Below are 15,032 nucleotides of genomic sequence, written 5' to 3'. Positions count from 1 at the left end.
TTCTTGTGACCCTACCTGTGACCCTACGGGGGTCCAAAAGCGGTCTGTAGTGGGCCGTAGTGTCCAGGCTCAATACGCCTAGCACGTAGTGCAAAAGGCCCCCTGACCTGCGATTTGATTCGCTGACCAGGGGGCCTTTCGTGGAGCGGGCGACGGGAATCGAACCCGCGTAGCTAGTTTGGAAGACTAGGGCTCTACCATTGAGCTACGCCCGCGTGCGCCGAATTCGGCGCGCGAGACATGTTACGGCATGCGCGAGCGGAGGCGGAATCCTGCCCGTGTCACCGCCCCGTACCTGCGGATCAGCGGAACTGCTCGACGTGGTCTACGACCCACTGCCCGTAGCTGCGGGCCGACCGCCCGATTATCCGCTCGACGACGCCGTTCGGAGCCACTGGGCGCTCGGCAGCGACCTCGAAGGACCGCAGCAACGACTCGACGGCCGGAGTGGGGACGCCGACCGCGGCGAGCCGCCGCCGCACCTCATCGGGCTCGATCTCGCGCACGTCGAGGGGAGTGCTCAGCGCCTCGGCCAGCAGCCCGAGCTGCTCGCGCGAGCTGAGCGCCTCCGGGCCCGTGAGGTGCAGCGGACCGTCGGGCTCGGGTGTACCGAGCAGGAGCGCCGTGGCGACGTCGGCGACGTCCCGCTCGTCGACGGGCACCATCGGGACGTCGAGGTAGGGAGCCTCCGCGAACCGGCCGGCGCGCACCGTCGGGCCCCACCAGTGCAGCGTGTTCAGCGCGAACGGCACCGGGCGCAGCACGCGCCTCGCCCCGGCGAAGCCGGAGCTGACCTCCTCGAGGGCGCGGTGGTGCGCGCCGGTCGGGCTCAGCGGGTCCGTGACGGACGCGGTCGACAGGTGCACCAGGCGACCCACTTGCGCGGCGTTCGCGGCGGCGACGAGCTCGGCGAGCCGGTCCTGCTGCGCGGCACCCAGCGCGGACGCGATGATCAGCACGGACGAGCACCCGTCCACCAGCACGTGAGCCGGGGCGGACGACGACAGCGTCTCGATACCGTCCGGCAGGTCTGCGGCGTCCGGCGTCCGGCTCGTCGCGCGGACCGAGGCCCCGTTCGCCGCGAGTTGCGCGACCACGCGGCGTCCGACGACCCCCGTCGCTCCGGTCACCAGGATCATGCGTTCCTCCGGTCGGATGGCGCGTCGAGCATGTCGTTGCTCACCCTACGGACATCGAGCCCCGGGCAAGTTGATAAGAGTGCATTCGCAATGCAGGATGTGTGCTGTGAATCCCGACGGAACCGGCAATCAGCCCAGCTACGGCCCCGATGGTCAGTGGGCCGGCCCCACCGGTGGCTACCCGCAACAGGGCGTCCCGCAGCAGGGGTACCAGCAGCCGGGCCCGCCGCAGTACCCCTACGGCGACCCGTGGGCACAGCAGTACGGCCAGCCGCAGCCCGGGTACGCCCAGCCGGGATACCCGCAGGGGTATCCCCAGCAGGGATACGGGCAGCCCGGCCCCGGTTGGGGCGCGCCGGCGCCCGAGGTGAAGGTCGGGATCGTCGCGCTGCGTCCGCTCGACCTGGGCGACATCTACGGCGGCGCGATGGCCGCGATCCGTACCAACCCGGGCGTCATGGTCGGGCTGACGGCTGTGCTCGTGCTGGTCACGCAGCTGGTCACCTTCCTGGCGCAGATCCCCATGACGCGCATCGCGGTGGATCCGGACGCCGAGACGGACGCGGCGCTCGGTGATCTCGCCGCCGCGACGGGCCTCAGCATCGGTGTCGGGCTGATCGCGGGCATCGCCTCGCTCTTCCTCACGGGCGTCCTGACGGTCGCGGTCGCGCGTGCCGTGATGGGGGAGCGGACCAGCGCCGGCGAGGCGGTGCGGGCGATCGGGCCGCGCCTGCTCTCGCTGATCGGGCTCAGCCTGCTGCAGTTCCTCATCTTCCTCGTGCCCACCGCGCTGGTGGTGGGCCTCGTCGTCGTCCTCGCGGTGGCGGCGGGCGACGCCGGCCCCATCGTCGCGGTCCTCGTCGCGTTCCTGCTGTTCTTCGTGCTGATCGTCGGGTACCTGGCGCTCCTGCCGATGGTCTCTCTCGCGTATCCCGCAGTCGTCCTCGAACAGCTCGGCCCGATCGCCGCGCTCAAGCGCGGCTACGAGCTGCAGCGGCCGGGCTTCTGGCGGGTCCTCGGCATCCTGCTGCTCACCTACCTCATCACCGGCATCATCGGCATCGTCGTCTCGATCCCGTTCGGCGTCGTCAGCGTGCTCGTCGACGACGGTGCCGGGCTCGAGACCCTCGCGGGCTCGACGGTGACGGGCCTCGCCATCGCCGGTGTCGGCGCCGCGATCGCGCAGATCCTGACGGTGCCCTTCCTGGCCGGCGTGCAGACGCTGCTGTACGTGGATCAGCGGACGCGCAACGAGCAGTTCGACCAGGTGCTTCGCGACGAGGCGCTCCGCCGTTGGCAGTTCGGTACGCAGAACCTGTCGACGGACGCGCTGTGGCTGCAGAAGCCGCAGGCGGCACCGTCGAGCTGGTACTGACGCGCGGGTCGCTCAGGCCCGTTCGCGGGCCACGATCCAGCGGCTGACGGGGGTCCGCAGCACCAGGTCGACGAAGAGCAGCGACATCGCCAGCACGACGACCGACAGCGCCGCGGCGCGCAAGAACGCCGACGCGGGGAACCAGCTGCCCAGCAGCTCGAAGAAGCCGGCCTTGCTGAGGATGTCGAGCATCAGTGGGTGCACCGCGAAGACGCCGAAGGCGCGGATCGTCGCGTAGGAGACCACACGCTCGCCCACGGCCCGGCCGGAGGCGCGCAGGTCGTCCCACATCATCGCGCCGAGCCAGATCAGGATCGTCGCGGCGACGTACCAGGGCAGGTACAGCGGATTCCACGCCGCGGTGGCGGCGTCCGGGACGTTCCCGGGCTCGGTGTCACGCAGGTAGATCACGAGGCTGAAGGCGCCCGCCGCGAGGCAGACGGCGACCAGCCGCAGCGCATGCGCGCGGAGCCAGGGGCCGACCTTCTCGTAGTGCTGCGCGGCGAGCATGCCCATCGCCACGAAGAGCACGTACATGGGGAGCAGCTTCCACATGTGGTTGAACAGCGTCTCCCACGGCTGACCCGCCGGCCGCGGTGCGTACTGGTACAAGGCGAAGAACCCGAGCTGGATCGCGCCCGCGGTCAGCAGCACCGTCCACGGGTGGCCCTCGAGCTTGCGGGAGAGCTTCTGCAGCGCGGGGAAGAACAGGTAGATCTGCATCGAGATCAGCAGGAAGTACAGCTGGTACTTCGCGTCACCGGTCAGGGTGGTGCGCGCGAGATCGCCGAGCCACCGCCCGGGTGAGGGGAACGGATCGCCGGCGATGAGCAGGTGGTCGGTGATCGAGTAGACGAGGGTCCACACCAGGTACGGGCCCACGATGAGCCCGAAGCGTTTGCGCCAGAACTCCCGGGCCGTCATGGTGCGGCCGCGCATGCTCAGGACCAGCACGAACAGCGTCACCGCGACGAAGCCGTAGCGGGTGAGGTGCAGCGCCGCCGAGACCAGCCCGGTCTGGCGGATCACGTCCGGGGAGTAGTTGATCGTGGTCACGCAGTGTGCGATCACCACGCCGAGGAACAGCAGGACCCGGGTGAGGTCCGCGGTCTGCTCGCGTTTCGGCTTCGCCGGGGCCTTCTCGGGCGCGGCGACCTGCGGCGGCTTCGTCGTTTCGATGGTGGGCACCACCCTGGTGTCGTGCAAGGGCTGAGCGTCTTCACCCCGGGCTGCGGTCGTGTTTGTTTCGGTATCCTACGTGATACTGCTGCAAGAATCGGACAAGGGGCGCGTGCGCCCGTGTCCGATCATGGCGTCGTGGTGATCAGGGGGATGGCCTGTTCGTCGACGGTCCACGCACCGTGATGTCCGAGCATCCGCGACTCCATCGGCTCCTGGCTGGGTGTGACCAGCACCGACCCGCCCTGCGCCACGGCGAGGACGTGGCCGATGCGGTGGGCGACCACGGGGTTCGGGGGCGTGGGGCCGAACCAGTGCTCGTCGAGCGCCTGTTCGCGGGTCACCACGTGGGCGTGGGTGCCGAGGGTCTCCGACCAGCGCGCGCGCACGTCGTCGACGTGGTGGCCCCGCGAGAGGTAGACGTGCCGCACCCGCGCCTCGCCGGCGATGATCCGGACGCCGCGGTGCAGGGCGGGCAGTGCGTCGAGGTTCACCAGCGACTCGGCCTGGATCATCCCGTGATCGCCGGTCACCAGAAGAGTGCACGTGCCGGGCAGGTCCGCGAGGAGGTCCGCGAACATCGCGTCGACGGCGCGCAGCACGCCCAGCCACTCGGGCGAGCCGGGGCCGTGCACGTGCCCCGCCGCGTCCAACAGGCCGGTGTACGCGTAGGCGAAGCGCCGGGCGGCGGTGTCGTGCCGGGCGACGGCGAGCACGCCCTCGCGCACCTCGTCGAGGTTTGCGGCGGGGTGCTGAACGCCCGTGGCGCGGAACGAGGCCCTGGTCAGGCCCGACGTCTCCTGATACGCGGGGACTACGTAGTGGATCTCCGCGCCCGCGTCGGCGAGGTCCTCCAAGCGGCTGCGGCGGCGCTGCAGCTCGCGGGGCGGGTGCGATGCGCGGGCGTCGGGCCCGCTCGCGCCGTCGATGGTCCAGCGCAGCGAGTTGAACAGGCGCCGGCCGTGTTCGTCGGGGACGCCGAAGCTGTATCCGACGATGCCGTGCGCCGCGCACGGCGCGCCCAGGGCGAGGCTCGACAGGCTGCTCGCGGTGGTCGCGGGGAAGCCCGCGTTGAGGGTGGTGTGCACGTGCGCGGCGAGCGTCGGGGCATCGTCGGCGTGGCGGCGCAGGAGCTCCGCGCCGAGGCCGTCGATGAGCAGCAGGACGACGTCGCGTTCGATCGTCACGCCCAGCGGGTTCTCCCCGGCGATGCCGAAAGCGGTACAGACCGAGGGCAATACGTCGGAGAGCATGCCGGTCATCCGTCGATCGTAACGCTCGCAAAGGCGCGCCGAGGCGGGAACCGCGGCGTGTGACGCGCTCTCCGGCGCGCCCGCTACGTGATCGCCGAGGGGATGAGGGTGGCGACGCCGCCCTCGACGAGCAGAGCCTGGTCGTCGTTGACGCGGGTCAGCGGGAAGCGGCCGCCGTAGGTGCGGACCACGTCGTCGATCATGGCCGAGGGATAAGGCGGGAGCGCGCCGTCGGCGTGCGGGATGACGACGGTGTCGACCAGGCCCAGCCCGGTGAAGTCGGTGACGCCGGGCGCGTCCGTGGGGTCGTCGAGGGGAGCGACCGGCTCGACGTTCGGCCCCGCGACGACTGAGCCCGCGCTGAGCCCGACGTAGGGCAGGCCCGCGCGTACCCGGGCCTTGAGCACCTCTCCGGTGCCGTTGGCCTGCAGCGCGCCCAGCAGCACGAACGTGTGGCCGCCGGAGAGGTACACGGCGTCGACGGTGTTCAGGTCCGAGTCGAAATCGGCCGGGTCCGTGTACTTCGCGAGGGTCATCCGGGTCAGCCGGAAGCCGAGGTCCGTGAGCTGCGTCCACTCGAACGAGCCGAAGGGCTGGTCGGCGTACGGCGCGCCGGCGTCGTCGATGAAGCCGATCCGCAGGGCGCTCGGTTCCCGCCCGGTGTGCCGGCGGAGGAAGTCGGGCAGGGCGCCCGCGTTGAGCGACAGCAGCAGGAGATTCACGATCGCGACGCTACGCCGGGAGTCTCTGGAGCGGCGCGGACCGGCCGGGAGTGTGAGCCGGTCGGACGGGCGCCGCGGGCGCCGTCCGTGCAACGAGTGGGATGGAAGTCTACGCTTGTGGCAGAAGTGACGAGAATGATGCGGAGGTCCGGATGCGCGCACGACTCGCGCCCGCGGTGGTGGCGGGCTGCTTTGCGCTCCTCGCGGGATGCTCGGCGACGGTGTCCGGGAACGGCGCCGGTGTCACGGTGATCCGCGGCGGGGTCGGCCCGGGGATCGCCACCCCCGCGCCGGCCACGCCCGCACCGGTCACGACGACCACCGCACCGTCGACGACGAGCAGCGCGCCCTCGTCGAGCGGGCCGACCGCGGCGGTCGCCCTGCCCGACAACGGGAACGGCTTCACCTTCATTCAGACCCGCAGCGGCCGCACGCGCTGCCAGATCAGCGCGAGCAGCGCCGGCTGTCAGCTCGTCTTCGATCAGCCGCGGCCACGGACCGACTCCGGCGACGAGGCGAACGGCGTCAACGTCACCAGCGACGGCGAGCTGTCGTACGTGCTCGGCAACCTGGGGGCGATCGATCCGGTGACGCTCGATTACAAGACCTACACCGCCCGTGGGTGGTTCATCGTCGCCAACGAGTACGGCACTGCCTTCACCAACCGGACCACCGGGCACGGCATGGTCGTGAGCGCGCAGGGCGCGGAGTCCTTCTAGCGGGGCGTCGTGATCACCACGACGGCCTCGGCGCCGTCGACGGTGGCGAACCGGTGCGGCCCGTCGCTCGTCCACGAGTGCGAATCACCCTCGTGCACCGTTGTTTCGGCGCCCACCGGGCCGACGGTGAGGGCGCCGTCGACCACCGTGAGGTGCTCCCGGACGGCCGGACCGTGCCCGGGGGAGACGTGATCGGACCCGGCGGGGAACTCGAGCCGGAACACCTCGACGGTGACGTGCGGCAGGTGGCGCACCGAGAGTAGTGCCGTGCGCATGCCGCCGTCGGCGACGCTGTGCGCGCCGGGGGACTCCCCGACGAGGGCCGTGAGCGGCACGTCGAGCGGGCCGCACAGCGCGTAGAGGGTCTCGACCGTCGGATTGCGGCCGCCGGCCTCGATCTCCGAGAGCGAGCCCTTGCCCACGCCGGCCTGGCGCGCGAGCTCGGACAGGCTGAGGCCGCGCTCGGTGCGCAGCTCGCGGAGGCGTCGGCCGACGTCGGGGGAGGGCATGACCCCATGCTACGTTCTGTTCATGGAACGTTCTGAGAACGGAACGATGGTGCCGGTGGGCGCGGGCATCGTGACCGCCCTGGTCGGGTACACCTCCGCCTTCGCGGTGGTGCTCGCGGGCCTGCGCGCGATGGGCGCGAGCCCGGGCCAGGCGGCGTCGGGCCTGCTGGCCGTCACGGTGACCATGGGCGCCGCGTCCGCCCTGCTCTCCTGGCGGTACCGGATGCCGATCATCAGCGCCTGGTCCACGCCCGGCGCGGCCCTCCTCGCGACCACCGGCGCCGTCGCGGGCGGCTGGCCGGCGGCGGTGGGGGCCTTCGTCATCTGCGGCGTGCTGTTCGTACTCACCGGGCTCTGGCCGGCCCTCGCGCGCTGGGTGCAGAAGATTCCGACGCCCATCGCCCAGGCCATGCTGGCGGGCGTGCTGTTGCCGCTGTGCATCGCGCCGGTCACGTCGCTCGCGAAGCATCCGTGGGCGGTGGCGCCCGTGCTGGTGGTGTGGCTGGTACTGCTCAAGCTCCGCCCGCGGTGGGCCGTGCCGCTGGCCTTCGTGGCCGCGCTCGTCGTGATCGCCGTGGCCCTCGTGCGCGACGATGCCGTCCCCGCCGTCGCGGAGCTGGTCCCGCACGTCGAGTGGACGACCCCCTCGATCACGCTGCAGGCGCTCACCGGGGTGGTGTTGCCGCTGTACATCGTGACCATGGCTTCGCAGAACATCCCGGGCGCAGCGGTGCTCGCGAGCTACGGGTACTCGGTACCGTGGCGGCCGTCGCTCGCCGTGACCGGCGTCGGCAGCGTCGTCGGGGCGCCCTTCGGCGGGCATGCGATCAACCTCGCCGCGATCAGCGCGGCGCTCGCGGCGGGACCCGACGCGGGGTCGGACACGTCTCGACGGTGGATCGCCGGCGTCTCCTCGGGCGCGGCGAATCTCGTTCTCGGCGTGCTGAGCACGGGCCTGACCGCCGTGGTGTTGGCCGCGCCCGAAGGCGTGATCCAGGCGGTCGCCGGCGTCGCGCTCGTGGGCGCCTTCGCCGCCGCGTGCGCCGGTGCCATGGCCGACGAATCGGCTCGCGTGCCCGCCGCTGTGACGTTCATCGTCGCCGCCTCGGGCACGACGGTGGCCGGCGTCGGCTCCGCCTTCTGGGCGCTGCTCGTCGGGATCGTCGTGTACCTGGTGCTGGGAGTCCGGCGGTCGCTAGACGCGTGACTCCGCTTGTGGCTTCGACGACGAGGTCGTCGTCGGGGTCGAGGACGTGGTCGTCGGCGTCGTTGTCGTCGTGCTTGTCGTGGTCGGCGTCGTGGTGGTGGTCGACGTCGGCGTCGTGGAGGTGCTGGTCGGCGTCGTCGAGGTACTGGTGGGCCGTGGGACGGTGGACGTCGTGGTCCGCGGGATGTCCGTCGGTCGCGTCAACGGCGCGGGGTCGGCCCGGTCGGACGGGCGCTCGGCCATCGCCCGCGCCGTGGTCATCGCGCCGGGGTTGTCGGCCGTCGGTCCCGCCGTGGGCCCGGCACCGTCGTCGCCCATGCCGTTGACGGCGAGCGCGCCCCCGAGGGCGATCGCGGCGACCGCCAGCGCCCCCGCGACGGCGACCGACCGCTTCCGGCGGTGGCCGGCGGTGGCGCCGTGGGCATGGGGCTGTGTGGGCGCGGTGGATCCGATGGGTGGCGGCGTCGCCGGTCGCGTGACCGTGCGCGGCCCGACGGTGCGGCGGACCGTCGGGGCGTACGCGGCGGTGCGACCGGACCGGAGGGTAGGGGACAGCCGGGCCCTCGTGATCGCCTCCGTCAGTTCGCCTCCGCTGGCGAAGCGGCGCCGGGGCTCCTTCGTGAGGGCGCGCATGATGACGTCGTCGACACCTGCTGGCACCCACGCCGGCAGCGCCGGCGGCTCCTCCCGGATGTGCTGGACGCACAGGGCGACCGCGGTCGGCGCGGTGAACGGCGGGTGCCCCGTGAGGCATTCGTAGCCGACGACGCCGAGGGAGTAGACGTCGGAGGCGGCGGTGGCGTCCTCGCCGGAGGCCTGCTCGGGGGAGATGTACTGGGCGGTGCCCATGACCATGCCGGTCTTGGTGACGGGTGCGGCGTCGACGGCCTTGGCGATGCCGAAGTCGGTGATCTTCACCTGCCCGGTGGGGGTGATGAGGATGTTGCCGGGTTTGACGTCGCGGTGCACCAGGCCGGCGGTGTGGGCGACCTGGAGGGCGCGGCCGGTCTGCTCGAGCAGGTCGAGGGCCTGGGCCTGGCTCAGGTGCCCGAGGCGGCTGAGGACGGCGTTGAGGGGTTCGCCGTTGACGAGTTCCATGACGAGGTAGGCCAGGGGTGCGCCGCCGGCCTGGTCGGCGGTTTCGCCGTAGTCGTAGACGCCGGCGATGCCGGGGTGGTTGAGGGCGGCGGTGGTGCGGGCCTCGTTGCGGAAGCGGGCGAGGAACTCCTGGTCCTCGGAGAATTCGGCCTTGAGGACCTTGACGGCCACGCGGCGGTCGAGCCGCGTGTCCATCGCCTCCCAGACCTGACCCATGCCACCGGTGGCGATGAGCCGGAGGAGTTCGTAGCGGCCGGCGAGTGCGGTTCCGCAGCGCATGCTGGTCCCTCCTGTGTCGGGATCGTCGTTGTTACTCCGGCGCGGGGTACCGGTGGAAGCGGGCGCGCATCGTCGGCACGGCACCGCGCACGACGGAACGGGGTACGGCTGGTCGTCGGGCATATCGCCGGGGGCGGTCGAATCGTTACAGACTGCCGGGGGCCGGGCAGAGGCAGGACGGTCTCCGTCGGGATGACAGGCTTAGGGTGCACGTACGAATCGGCTACCTCGTCGTGGGCCCAGGGCTCACACCCGGCGTTGCCTGGAACGAAAATGACGACAAGTACAGGAGATGCAGTGCCAGGTGGAAGTCGTGAGAAGTGGAATCCCTACGAAGACAAGGCCTTGGCTCGGATTGCTGTTGACATGCTGGTCAACGCATTGGAGCGGTCTCAGTCAACGCAATCATTCTTGTCGGACTCGCTGGTGGCTGAGTTGCGCGGAAGGTGTGAGGCTGACGCGCAGGCGTATCTCAAGGCCATGATCTTCCGTGACGGGATGGCGCCCAACCTGTCGAGCAGAAAATTTGCGGTCGACCTCAATCGCGGGGGTGACAGCTACATCAAGAGTGTGGCCTACTACGACAAAGATATTCGTCCGGGTGTGAATCATGAGAATGTCCGGGTGGACCTGCTTTTCGAGGATGGGGCATGGCATGTTGATCGTTGGACACGAGAGCGCTGATTGACCGCGACCTTCAGTCGGACTCACGCTTCCTCGCGACTGGTCCTGTGTTCTGTCGGGATGACAGGATTTGAACCTGCGACCCTTCGCTCCCAAAGCGAATGCGCTACCAAGCTGCGCCACATCCCGTGATCGCTCGCGCGACCAGGTAAGAGAGTACCCGTGGTGAGGACCCCGACTACGCCCGCGTCGATGTGAGCCCTCCGGCTCCGGCCCGGCTCGAACGGGCGGCCACCCTCACCATCGCGGGTAGGTCGCGTCCTTACCGGGTAGACGCGACTTGGGCGGAGTCGGCACCGACGGTACGGGCGCTGCCGCGGAGCGGGCAATCGCTTTTCCGCGGGGCGGGCAGCGCGGGTGAGTCGGAACTACTGTTCACCGCATGGTCCTGAGCAGTGACGCGGGTGCCGGCTACCTCATCCGGCGGCTCGAGGACGGCGACGCTCGAGCGCTCGCCGACGTGCACGTCCGCGTCTGGAAGGCGACCTACCCCGGCCTGGTGGACCGCGTGAAGCTCGACGCCCTCACCGTGGCGGACGGGACGGAACGCTGGCAACGGATCATCGGCGGGCTGGATCGTCAGGAATCGGAGGGCGTCCGTACTCGCTGCGCCGTGCACACGGCGACGGGGAGGATCGTCGGTTTCGCGACGGGCGGTCCCGCGCGCGACGTGGGCGCACCGTCGACCACGCAGCTCTGGTCCCTGAACGTCCTACCGGGCCACCACGGCACGGGAGTGGCGGCGGACCTCCTGGACGCGGTGATCGGGGAGTGCGGGGCGTACCTGTGGCTGGCGACGGGCAACGCCAGAGCGCTCGCCTTCTACCGCAAGCACCGGTTCGAGCTCGACGGTGCCGTCCAGGTCGACGAGGAGTGGTCGTGTCACGAGTCGCGGATGGTCAGACCTGACCTTTGTTAACGACTCCGAGTGCTTTGGCAAACTGATCTGATGACGAGAACGCGCGCCGTGCTGCTGCTGGCCTCCCTGCTCGCCACGACGGCGCTCACCGTGGTCCTCGGGACCACCGACACCTCGGCCCCGCTCACCTACCCCAGCCGCTTCCTCATTTGGAACCTCTTCCTCGCGTGGATCCCGATGGTCTTCGCCGTCGGCTTCGCGACGGTCCGCAGCCGGTGGGCGCTCGTGCCGCTCGGCCTCGGCTGGCTGGCCTTCCTGCCCAACTCGCCGTACCTGGTGACCGACCTCGTCCACCTCGGCGACGACGAGAACATGTGGCGGCACGTGCTGCAGTACGGCTTCGCCGCGTGGACGGGGATCCTGCTGGGCGTCGTCTCGATGCTCCTGGTGCATCGCCGCCTGCAGCGGGAGTTCGGCGCGCGCTGGGGGTGGCTCGCCGTCGTGCTGTCGGTGGGGTTGTGCGCGATCGGGGTGGTGATCGGCCGGTTCCAGCGGTGGAACTCGTGGGATCTGGTGACGCGGCCGGACGCCGTCGTGATCGCGACGCTCGACTGGGTGACCTCCCCGTTCTCCTACGTCCAGTCCACCGGCGTCGCGGTCGCAGTGGCGGCGTTCTTCGGGCTCGCGTACCTGACCATCTGGTCGCTCACCCCGCCGGTCTCGGCCCCGGCCGGGAACGCGGCGGAACGCGACTGAGCGGCGTACCGTCGGTCCCGTGTACCTGGAGCGTTTCGTCGCGCACGGCTATCTCGATGCCGATCGCGCCGCTCGTCTGAGCTGGGAGAGCTCCCGGTACGCCTCGAGGATCTACCTCATCGTGGGCGAGCGGCGTCTGCTGGCGCAGAATCTCTCGCTCTGCTGGGACGATCTCGGCGTAGGGCCGGGGACGCCGATCGCGGTCGAGGTGACCAGCGGGAACAGTCATCTCCTCGACGACGAGCAGCGGGCCATCGCGGGCTTCGCGGATCGCTTCCGCGAGGCGCTCATCCCGCCGGAGCCCCGACGCCCACGGCGCGGCTTCTTCCGCCGCGGCCGCTGATCGGTCGCCGCGCCTCAGCCCTGGAAGAGTTGCAGCGCCGCGTCGACGGCGTTGTACAGCCCGTACAGCAGCGGGATCGTGACCAAGGTCCACGTCACGACCAATTGGACGGGGTGCCGTCCATCGGATCCGGTGTCGGTCATCGGGTCTCCTTGGGTGCGTGCGCGGCGTCGACCGCATCGACGACGGTGCCCTGCTCGTGCCACCGTTGGGCGACGGGGCGGATGGCGAGGTTCGCGAGGAAGCCGACCACGAGCACGCCGACCATGATGTAGAGCGCGAGGTGGTAGTCGGCCGCCTCGAGCGGGATCGCCTTGCCGGCCCCGTCAACGCGATCCTTCTTCGAGTCCAACACCCGGTTGACGATGAGCGGGCCGAGCACGCCCGCCGTCGACCACGCGGTCAGGAGCCGGCCGTGGATCGCGCCCACCTGGTAGGTCCCGAACAGATCGCGGAGATAGGCGGGCACCGTCGCGAAGCCGCCGCCGTAGAACGAGATGATCACCGCGCAGAACAGCACGAACAGCGCCGTCGACGTGGCGCCGATGGTCGCGAGCCCGAGGTACAGCAGGATTCCGCCGCCGAGGTAGACCATGTACGTCGGCTTGCGGCCGATGTAGTCCGACGTCGTCGACCAGCCGAGCCGGCCCGCCATGTTCGCGACCGACAGCAGCCCGACGAAGCCGGCGGCGACGGTCGCGGTGACGGCGGAGACGCCGGTGTCGTCGCGGAAGAAGTCCTGGATCATGTCGGCGGCCTGCTCGAGGATGCCGATGCCCGCGGTCACGTTGCACAGCAGCACGATCCACAGCAGCCAGAACTGCGGCGTCTTGATCGCGTTGGCCGCGGAGACGTTCCCGGCACTCACCATCGCCTTGGAGGTGACGGTCGCGGGATCGAAGCCCGAGGGAACGTAGCCGGGCGCGGGAACGCGAATGGTGAAGACTCCCATCATCATCACCACGAAGTAGACGATGCCGAGCGTGATGAACAGCTTGGTCACCGCGCTGCCGCCGGCCTCGGCGCCGCCGTAGAACTTCATGAGTTCCTTCGACATCGGCGAGGCGACCATCGCGCCGCCGCCGAAGCCCATGATCGCCATGCCCGTCGCGAGCCCGGGCCGGTCGGGGAACCACTTCATCAGGGTGGACACGGGCGAGATGTAGCCCAGCCCCAGGCCGATGCCGCCGACCACGCCGTACCCGAGGTAGACGAGCCAGAGCTGGCCGGTCGCGATGCCCGCCGCGGCGATGAGGAAGCCCGCGCCCCAGCAGCTCGCGGCCGTGAACATGGTGCGCCGCGGCCCGACCCGGTCCACCCAGGTGCCGAAGACCGCCGCCGAGAGGCCGAGCATGACGATGGCGATGGAGAAGACGATGCCGATCATCGTCTTGTTGGTGTCGAAGTGTTTGACCAGCGCGTCCTTGTAGACGCTCGTCGCGTACACCTGCCCGATGCAGAGGTGGATCGCCAGCGCCGCCGGAGGGATCAACCACCGGTTGTAGTTCAGCGGTGCGACGGAGTGCTCTCGGTCGAGGAAGGACAACGCGGCCACGGCGCGACGCTAGCAGTCGGACGATGCCCGACGGTGCCGGTCGGAGAAGTTAGGTCCGTCAACGTACGAGCGGGTCGCGCCCGGTCAGGAGCGCGGCGAGCACGTGCGCGTGGCTGATGCCCTCCGCCTTGGAGGCGGTGAGCAGCGTGACCGGCCCTGCGTCGACCCGGGCCTGCAGCCCCTCGAACGCCGCGGCCGCCTCGGGTTCGGCGAGCTCGGCCCGGTACCGCTCGACGAACTCGGGGTACTTCGCCGGATCGTGCTCGTACCACTTCCGCAGCTCCGTGGACGGCGAGATCTCCTTGCACCACTGCGCCAGATCGGCGCGGTCCTTGCTGATCCCGCGCGGCCACAGCCGATCGACGAGGATCCGCTCGCCGTCGCCCGCCGCCTCCGCCTCGTACACCCGCTTGACCCGGACCATCACCGTCGCCCCTTCCTCCACACCGTCGCCCGCGATCGTCCGCGCGCGATGGAGGACATCCTCCAGCATGGACGGTGTGAGCCGCCCGGTGAAGGTGTTGTGCTGGCTCACGTGGAAGCAGCCGAGGACGGCGAGCGTGCGACCGTCGGGATGGACGAGGTCCACGCGGGCGCCGTGTCCGAACGCGGGCCGCGGCCTCGGGATGCGCCAGCCGCCGTCGGCGAGCACGGAGAACAGCGCCTGCCAGCCGAACGCGCCGAGGACCACGGCCACCCGGGTGCGGGGGAGCAGCTCGAGTTCGCGCGCGAGGAAGGGCGCGCACGCACGGCGCTCCGCCGGCGTCGGCTTGTTCTCCGGCGGCGCGCAGCGCACGGGCGAGCTCATCCGAACGTCGAACAGCTCCATCCCGTCGTCGATCGCCACGGCCCGCGGCTGATTCGCCAGGCCGACGGCGTGCAGGGCGGCGAAGAGGACGTCGCCGCTGCGGTCGCCGGTGAACATCCGGCCCGTCCGGTTCGCGCCGTGCGCCGCGGGCGCGAGGCCGACGATGAGGATGCGCGCCTCCACGGGGCCGAATCCGGGCACCGGTCGTCCCCAGTAGTCCTCGTCGGCGAACGCGGCGCGCTTGATGCGGGCGACCTCCTCACGCCACGCGACCAGGCGCGGGCATGCCCTGCACGTGCGGATCAGGGTCTCGAGTTCCGGGATCGTCCGCGCGCCGTTCGCCGCCGACGGTGCCGCCTCCGGCACGGTCACGCGGGCTCGCCTGGACATGCTCCAAGACTAGGCGGGATGCGGAGCATCCTGCTCCGGATATGGGCGAGGCCGGTGGCACCTGTAACGCGCCCCGGCCTCTGTTTCACTGAGCGGTTTACAGTCACGCTCACGAACTTGTTCGAAACTGTATCAGACGGCGCTCCTTTGTTCCAAT

At 70.5% G+C, this 15,032-nt stretch carries 16 protein-coding genes, 2 tRNA genes and 1 pseudogene; 7 read left to right on the top strand and 12 right to left on the bottom strand.

The window, feature by feature from the left end; all coding sequences use genetic code 11:
- Nucleotides 1–141: 141 nt before the first annotated feature.
- Nucleotides 142–215 (bottom strand) — tRNA-Gly (locus WFK95_RS10855).
- 87 nt (nucleotides 216–302) lie between these two features.
- Complete coding sequence (locus WFK95_RS10850; protein WP_336670678.1) at nucleotides 303–1,139, bottom strand: SDR family oxidoreductase; 837 nt, start codon at nucleotides 1,137–1,139, stop codon at nucleotides 303–305.
- A 106-nt stretch (nucleotides 1,140–1,245) separates the two neighbouring features.
- Here WFK95_RS10850 and WFK95_RS10845 point away from each other — a divergent pair, with 106 nt between their 5' ends.
- Nucleotides 1,246–2,514, top strand: coding sequence for a proline-rich domain-containing protein (locus WFK95_RS10845; RefSeq protein ID WP_336670677.1), 1,269 nt, complete (start codon nucleotides 1,246–1,248; stop codon nucleotides 2,512–2,514).
- A gap of 12 nt (nucleotides 2,515–2,526) precedes the next feature.
- Here WFK95_RS10845 and WFK95_RS10840 read toward each other — a convergent pair whose 3' ends face one another.
- The 3 genes from WFK95_RS10840 to WFK95_RS10830 all read right to left on the bottom strand — a co-directional run bounded on the left by WFK95_RS10840 (nucleotide 2,527) and on the right by WFK95_RS10830 (nucleotide 5,668).
- Nucleotides 2,527–3,720: an acyltransferase gene (locus WFK95_RS10840; RefSeq protein WP_224645520.1), complete on the bottom strand. Its 1,194-nt coding sequence runs from the start codon at nucleotides 3,718–3,720 to the stop codon at nucleotides 2,527–2,529.
- Nucleotides 3,721–3,821: 101 nt separating this feature from the next.
- Nucleotides 3,822–4,955: an alkaline phosphatase family protein gene (locus tag WFK95_RS10835; protein ID WP_224645521.1), complete on the bottom strand. Its 1,134-nt coding sequence runs from the start codon at nucleotides 4,953–4,955 to the stop codon at nucleotides 3,822–3,824.
- A gap of 74 nt (nucleotides 4,956–5,029) precedes the next feature.
- The gene (locus WFK95_RS10830; RefSeq protein WP_224645522.1) at nucleotides 5,030–5,668 is read right to left on the bottom strand and encodes a Type 1 glutamine amidotransferase-like domain-containing protein; all 639 of its coding nucleotides are present in this window, start codon (nucleotides 5,666–5,668) and stop codon (nucleotides 5,030–5,032) included.
- A gap of 152 nt (nucleotides 5,669–5,820) precedes the next feature.
- On the opposite strand from WFK95_RS10830, the gene WFK95_RS10825 reads away from it, so the two are divergent.
- Nucleotides 5,821–6,387: a hypothetical protein gene (locus WFK95_RS10825; RefSeq protein WP_224645523.1), complete on the top strand. Its 567-nt coding sequence runs from the start codon at nucleotides 5,821–5,823 to the stop codon at nucleotides 6,385–6,387.
- Here the strand turns inward: WFK95_RS10825 and WFK95_RS10820 are convergent.
- The gene (locus tag WFK95_RS10820) at nucleotides 6,384–6,896 is read right to left on the bottom strand and encodes a helix-turn-helix domain-containing protein (RefSeq protein WP_224645524.1); all 513 of its coding nucleotides are present in this window, start codon (nucleotides 6,894–6,896) and stop codon (nucleotides 6,384–6,386) included. The genes WFK95_RS10825 and WFK95_RS10820 overlap by 4 nt on opposite strands.
- Before the next feature lie 22 nt (nucleotides 6,897–6,918).
- Here WFK95_RS10820 and WFK95_RS10815 point away from each other — a divergent pair, with 22 nt between their 5' ends.
- On the top strand, nucleotides 6,919–8,103 hold the full coding sequence (locus WFK95_RS10815) for a benzoate/H(+) symporter BenE family transporter (RefSeq protein WP_224645525.1): 1,185 nt from the start codon (nucleotides 6,919–6,921) through the stop codon (nucleotides 8,101–8,103).
- Here WFK95_RS10815 and WFK95_RS10810 read toward each other — a convergent pair.
- Nucleotides 8,092–9,480 carry a protein kinase domain-containing protein gene (locus WFK95_RS10810; RefSeq protein ID WP_336670676.1) on the bottom strand — a complete coding sequence of 463 codons (1,389 nt, stop codon included), beginning with the start codon at nucleotides 9,478–9,480 and terminating at the stop codon, nucleotides 8,092–8,094. The genes WFK95_RS10815 and WFK95_RS10810 overlap by 12 nt on opposite strands.
- A gap of 366 nt (nucleotides 9,481–9,846) precedes the next feature.
- On the opposite strand from WFK95_RS10810, the gene WFK95_RS10805 reads away from it, so the two are divergent.
- The gene (locus WFK95_RS10805; protein ID WP_224645527.1) at nucleotides 9,847–10,164 is read left to right on the top strand and encodes a hypothetical protein; all 318 of its coding nucleotides are present in this window, start codon (nucleotides 9,847–9,849) and stop codon (nucleotides 10,162–10,164) included.
- 55 nt (nucleotides 10,165–10,219) lie between these two features.
- Here WFK95_RS10805 and WFK95_RS10800 read toward each other — a convergent pair.
- A tRNA-Pro gene (locus WFK95_RS10800) sits at nucleotides 10,220–10,293 on the bottom strand.
- 253 nt (nucleotides 10,294–10,546) lie between these two features.
- Here WFK95_RS10800 and WFK95_RS10795 point away from each other — a divergent pair.
- Genes WFK95_RS10795 through WFK95_RS10785 form a run of 3 tightly spaced genes read left to right on the top strand, consistent with a single transcriptional unit; the run spans nucleotide 10,547 to nucleotide 12,122 of the window.
- A complete protein-coding gene (locus tag WFK95_RS10795) occupies nucleotides 10,547–11,083 on the top strand; it encodes a GNAT family N-acetyltransferase (RefSeq protein ID WP_336670675.1) in 537 nt (178 codons plus the stop codon).
- A 30-nt stretch (nucleotides 11,084–11,113) separates the two neighbouring features.
- Nucleotides 11,114–11,779, top strand: coding sequence for a DUF1361 domain-containing protein (locus tag WFK95_RS10790; RefSeq protein WP_224645529.1), 666 nt, complete (start codon nucleotides 11,114–11,116; stop codon nucleotides 11,777–11,779).
- 19 nt (nucleotides 11,780–11,798) lie between these two features.
- Nucleotides 11,799–12,122, top strand: coding sequence for a hypothetical protein (locus tag WFK95_RS10785; RefSeq protein WP_224645530.1), 324 nt, complete (start codon nucleotides 11,799–11,801; stop codon nucleotides 12,120–12,122).
- 14 nt (nucleotides 12,123–12,136) lie between these two features.
- Here the strand turns inward: WFK95_RS10785 and WFK95_RS10780 are convergent, their stop codons facing one another.
- The 4 genes and pseudogenes from WFK95_RS10780 to WFK95_RS10765 all read right to left on the bottom strand — a co-directional run.
- Nucleotides 12,137–12,265 (bottom strand): MFS transporter small subunit, encoded by a 129-nt coding sequence (locus tag WFK95_RS10780; protein WP_255602921.1) that lies wholly within the window; start codon nucleotides 12,263–12,265, stop codon nucleotides 12,137–12,139.
- Nucleotides 12,262–13,677 carry an OFA family MFS transporter gene (locus WFK95_RS10775; protein WP_224645531.1) on the bottom strand — a complete coding sequence of 472 codons (1,416 nt, stop codon included), beginning with the start codon at nucleotides 13,675–13,677 and terminating at the stop codon, nucleotides 12,262–12,264. Before WFK95_RS10775 ends, WFK95_RS10780 begins: the two co-directional genes overlap by 4 nt.
- A 58-nt stretch (nucleotides 13,678–13,735) precedes the next feature.
- A complete protein-coding gene (locus tag WFK95_RS10770; protein ID WP_224645545.1) occupies nucleotides 13,736–14,101 on the bottom strand; it encodes a DUF488 domain-containing protein in 366 nt (121 codons plus the stop codon).
- Nucleotides 14,102–14,131: 30 nt separating this feature from the next.
- Nucleotides 14,132–14,875: pseudogene (locus WFK95_RS10765) on the bottom strand (uracil-DNA glycosylase); the annotation flags it as partial.
- Nucleotides 14,876–15,032 lie beyond the last annotated feature (157 nt).

It is taken from the genome of Tsukamurella sp. USMM236, from assembly GCF_037148755.1.
Lineage (GTDB): Bacteria > Actinomycetota > Actinomycetes > Mycobacteriales > Mycobacteriaceae > Tsukamurella.
Note: the sequence above shows the minus strand (reverse complement) of the source record. Positions and strands in the feature narration are given on the sequence as shown.

Excerpts from the sequence above, each read along its gene's own strand:
- WFK95_RS10850 (WP_336670678.1), bottom strand. The coding sequence starts at position 1,139 with ATGATCCTGGTGACCGGAGCGACGGGGGTCGTCGGACGCCGCGTGGTC.
- WFK95_RS10835 (WP_224645521.1), bottom strand. The coding sequence starts at position 4,955 with ATGACCGGCATGCTCTCCGACGTATTGCCCTCGGTCTGTACCGCTTTC.
- WFK95_RS10825 (WP_224645523.1), top strand. The coding sequence starts at position 5,821 with ATGCGCGCACGACTCGCGCCCGCGGTGGTGGCGGGCTGCTTTGCGCTC.
- WFK95_RS10820 (WP_224645524.1), bottom strand. The coding sequence starts at position 6,896 with ATGCCCTCCCCCGACGTCGGCCGACGCCTCCGCGAGCTGCGCACCGAG.
- WFK95_RS10815 (WP_224645525.1), top strand. The coding sequence starts at position 6,919 with ATGGAACGTTCTGAGAACGGAACGATGGTGCCGGTGGGCGCGGGCATC.
- WFK95_RS10810 (WP_336670676.1), bottom strand. The coding sequence starts at position 9,480 with ATGCGCTGCGGAACCGCACTCGCCGGCCGCTACGAACTCCTCCGGCTC.
- WFK95_RS10805 (WP_224645527.1), top strand. The coding sequence starts at position 9,847 with ATGCTGGTCAACGCATTGGAGCGGTCTCAGTCAACGCAATCATTCTTG.
- WFK95_RS10795 (WP_336670675.1), top strand. The coding sequence starts at position 10,547 with ATGGTCCTGAGCAGTGACGCGGGTGCCGGCTACCTCATCCGGCGGCTC.
- WFK95_RS10790 (WP_224645529.1), top strand. The coding sequence starts at position 11,114 with ATGACGAGAACGCGCGCCGTGCTGCTGCTGGCCTCCCTGCTCGCCACG.
- WFK95_RS10780 (WP_255602921.1), bottom strand. The coding sequence starts at position 12,265 with ATGACCGACACCGGATCCGATGGACGGCACCCCGTCCAATTGGTCGTG.
- WFK95_RS10770 (WP_224645545.1), bottom strand. The coding sequence starts at position 14,101 with ATGGTCCGGGTCAAGCGGGTGTACGAGGCGGAGGCGGCGGGCGACGGC.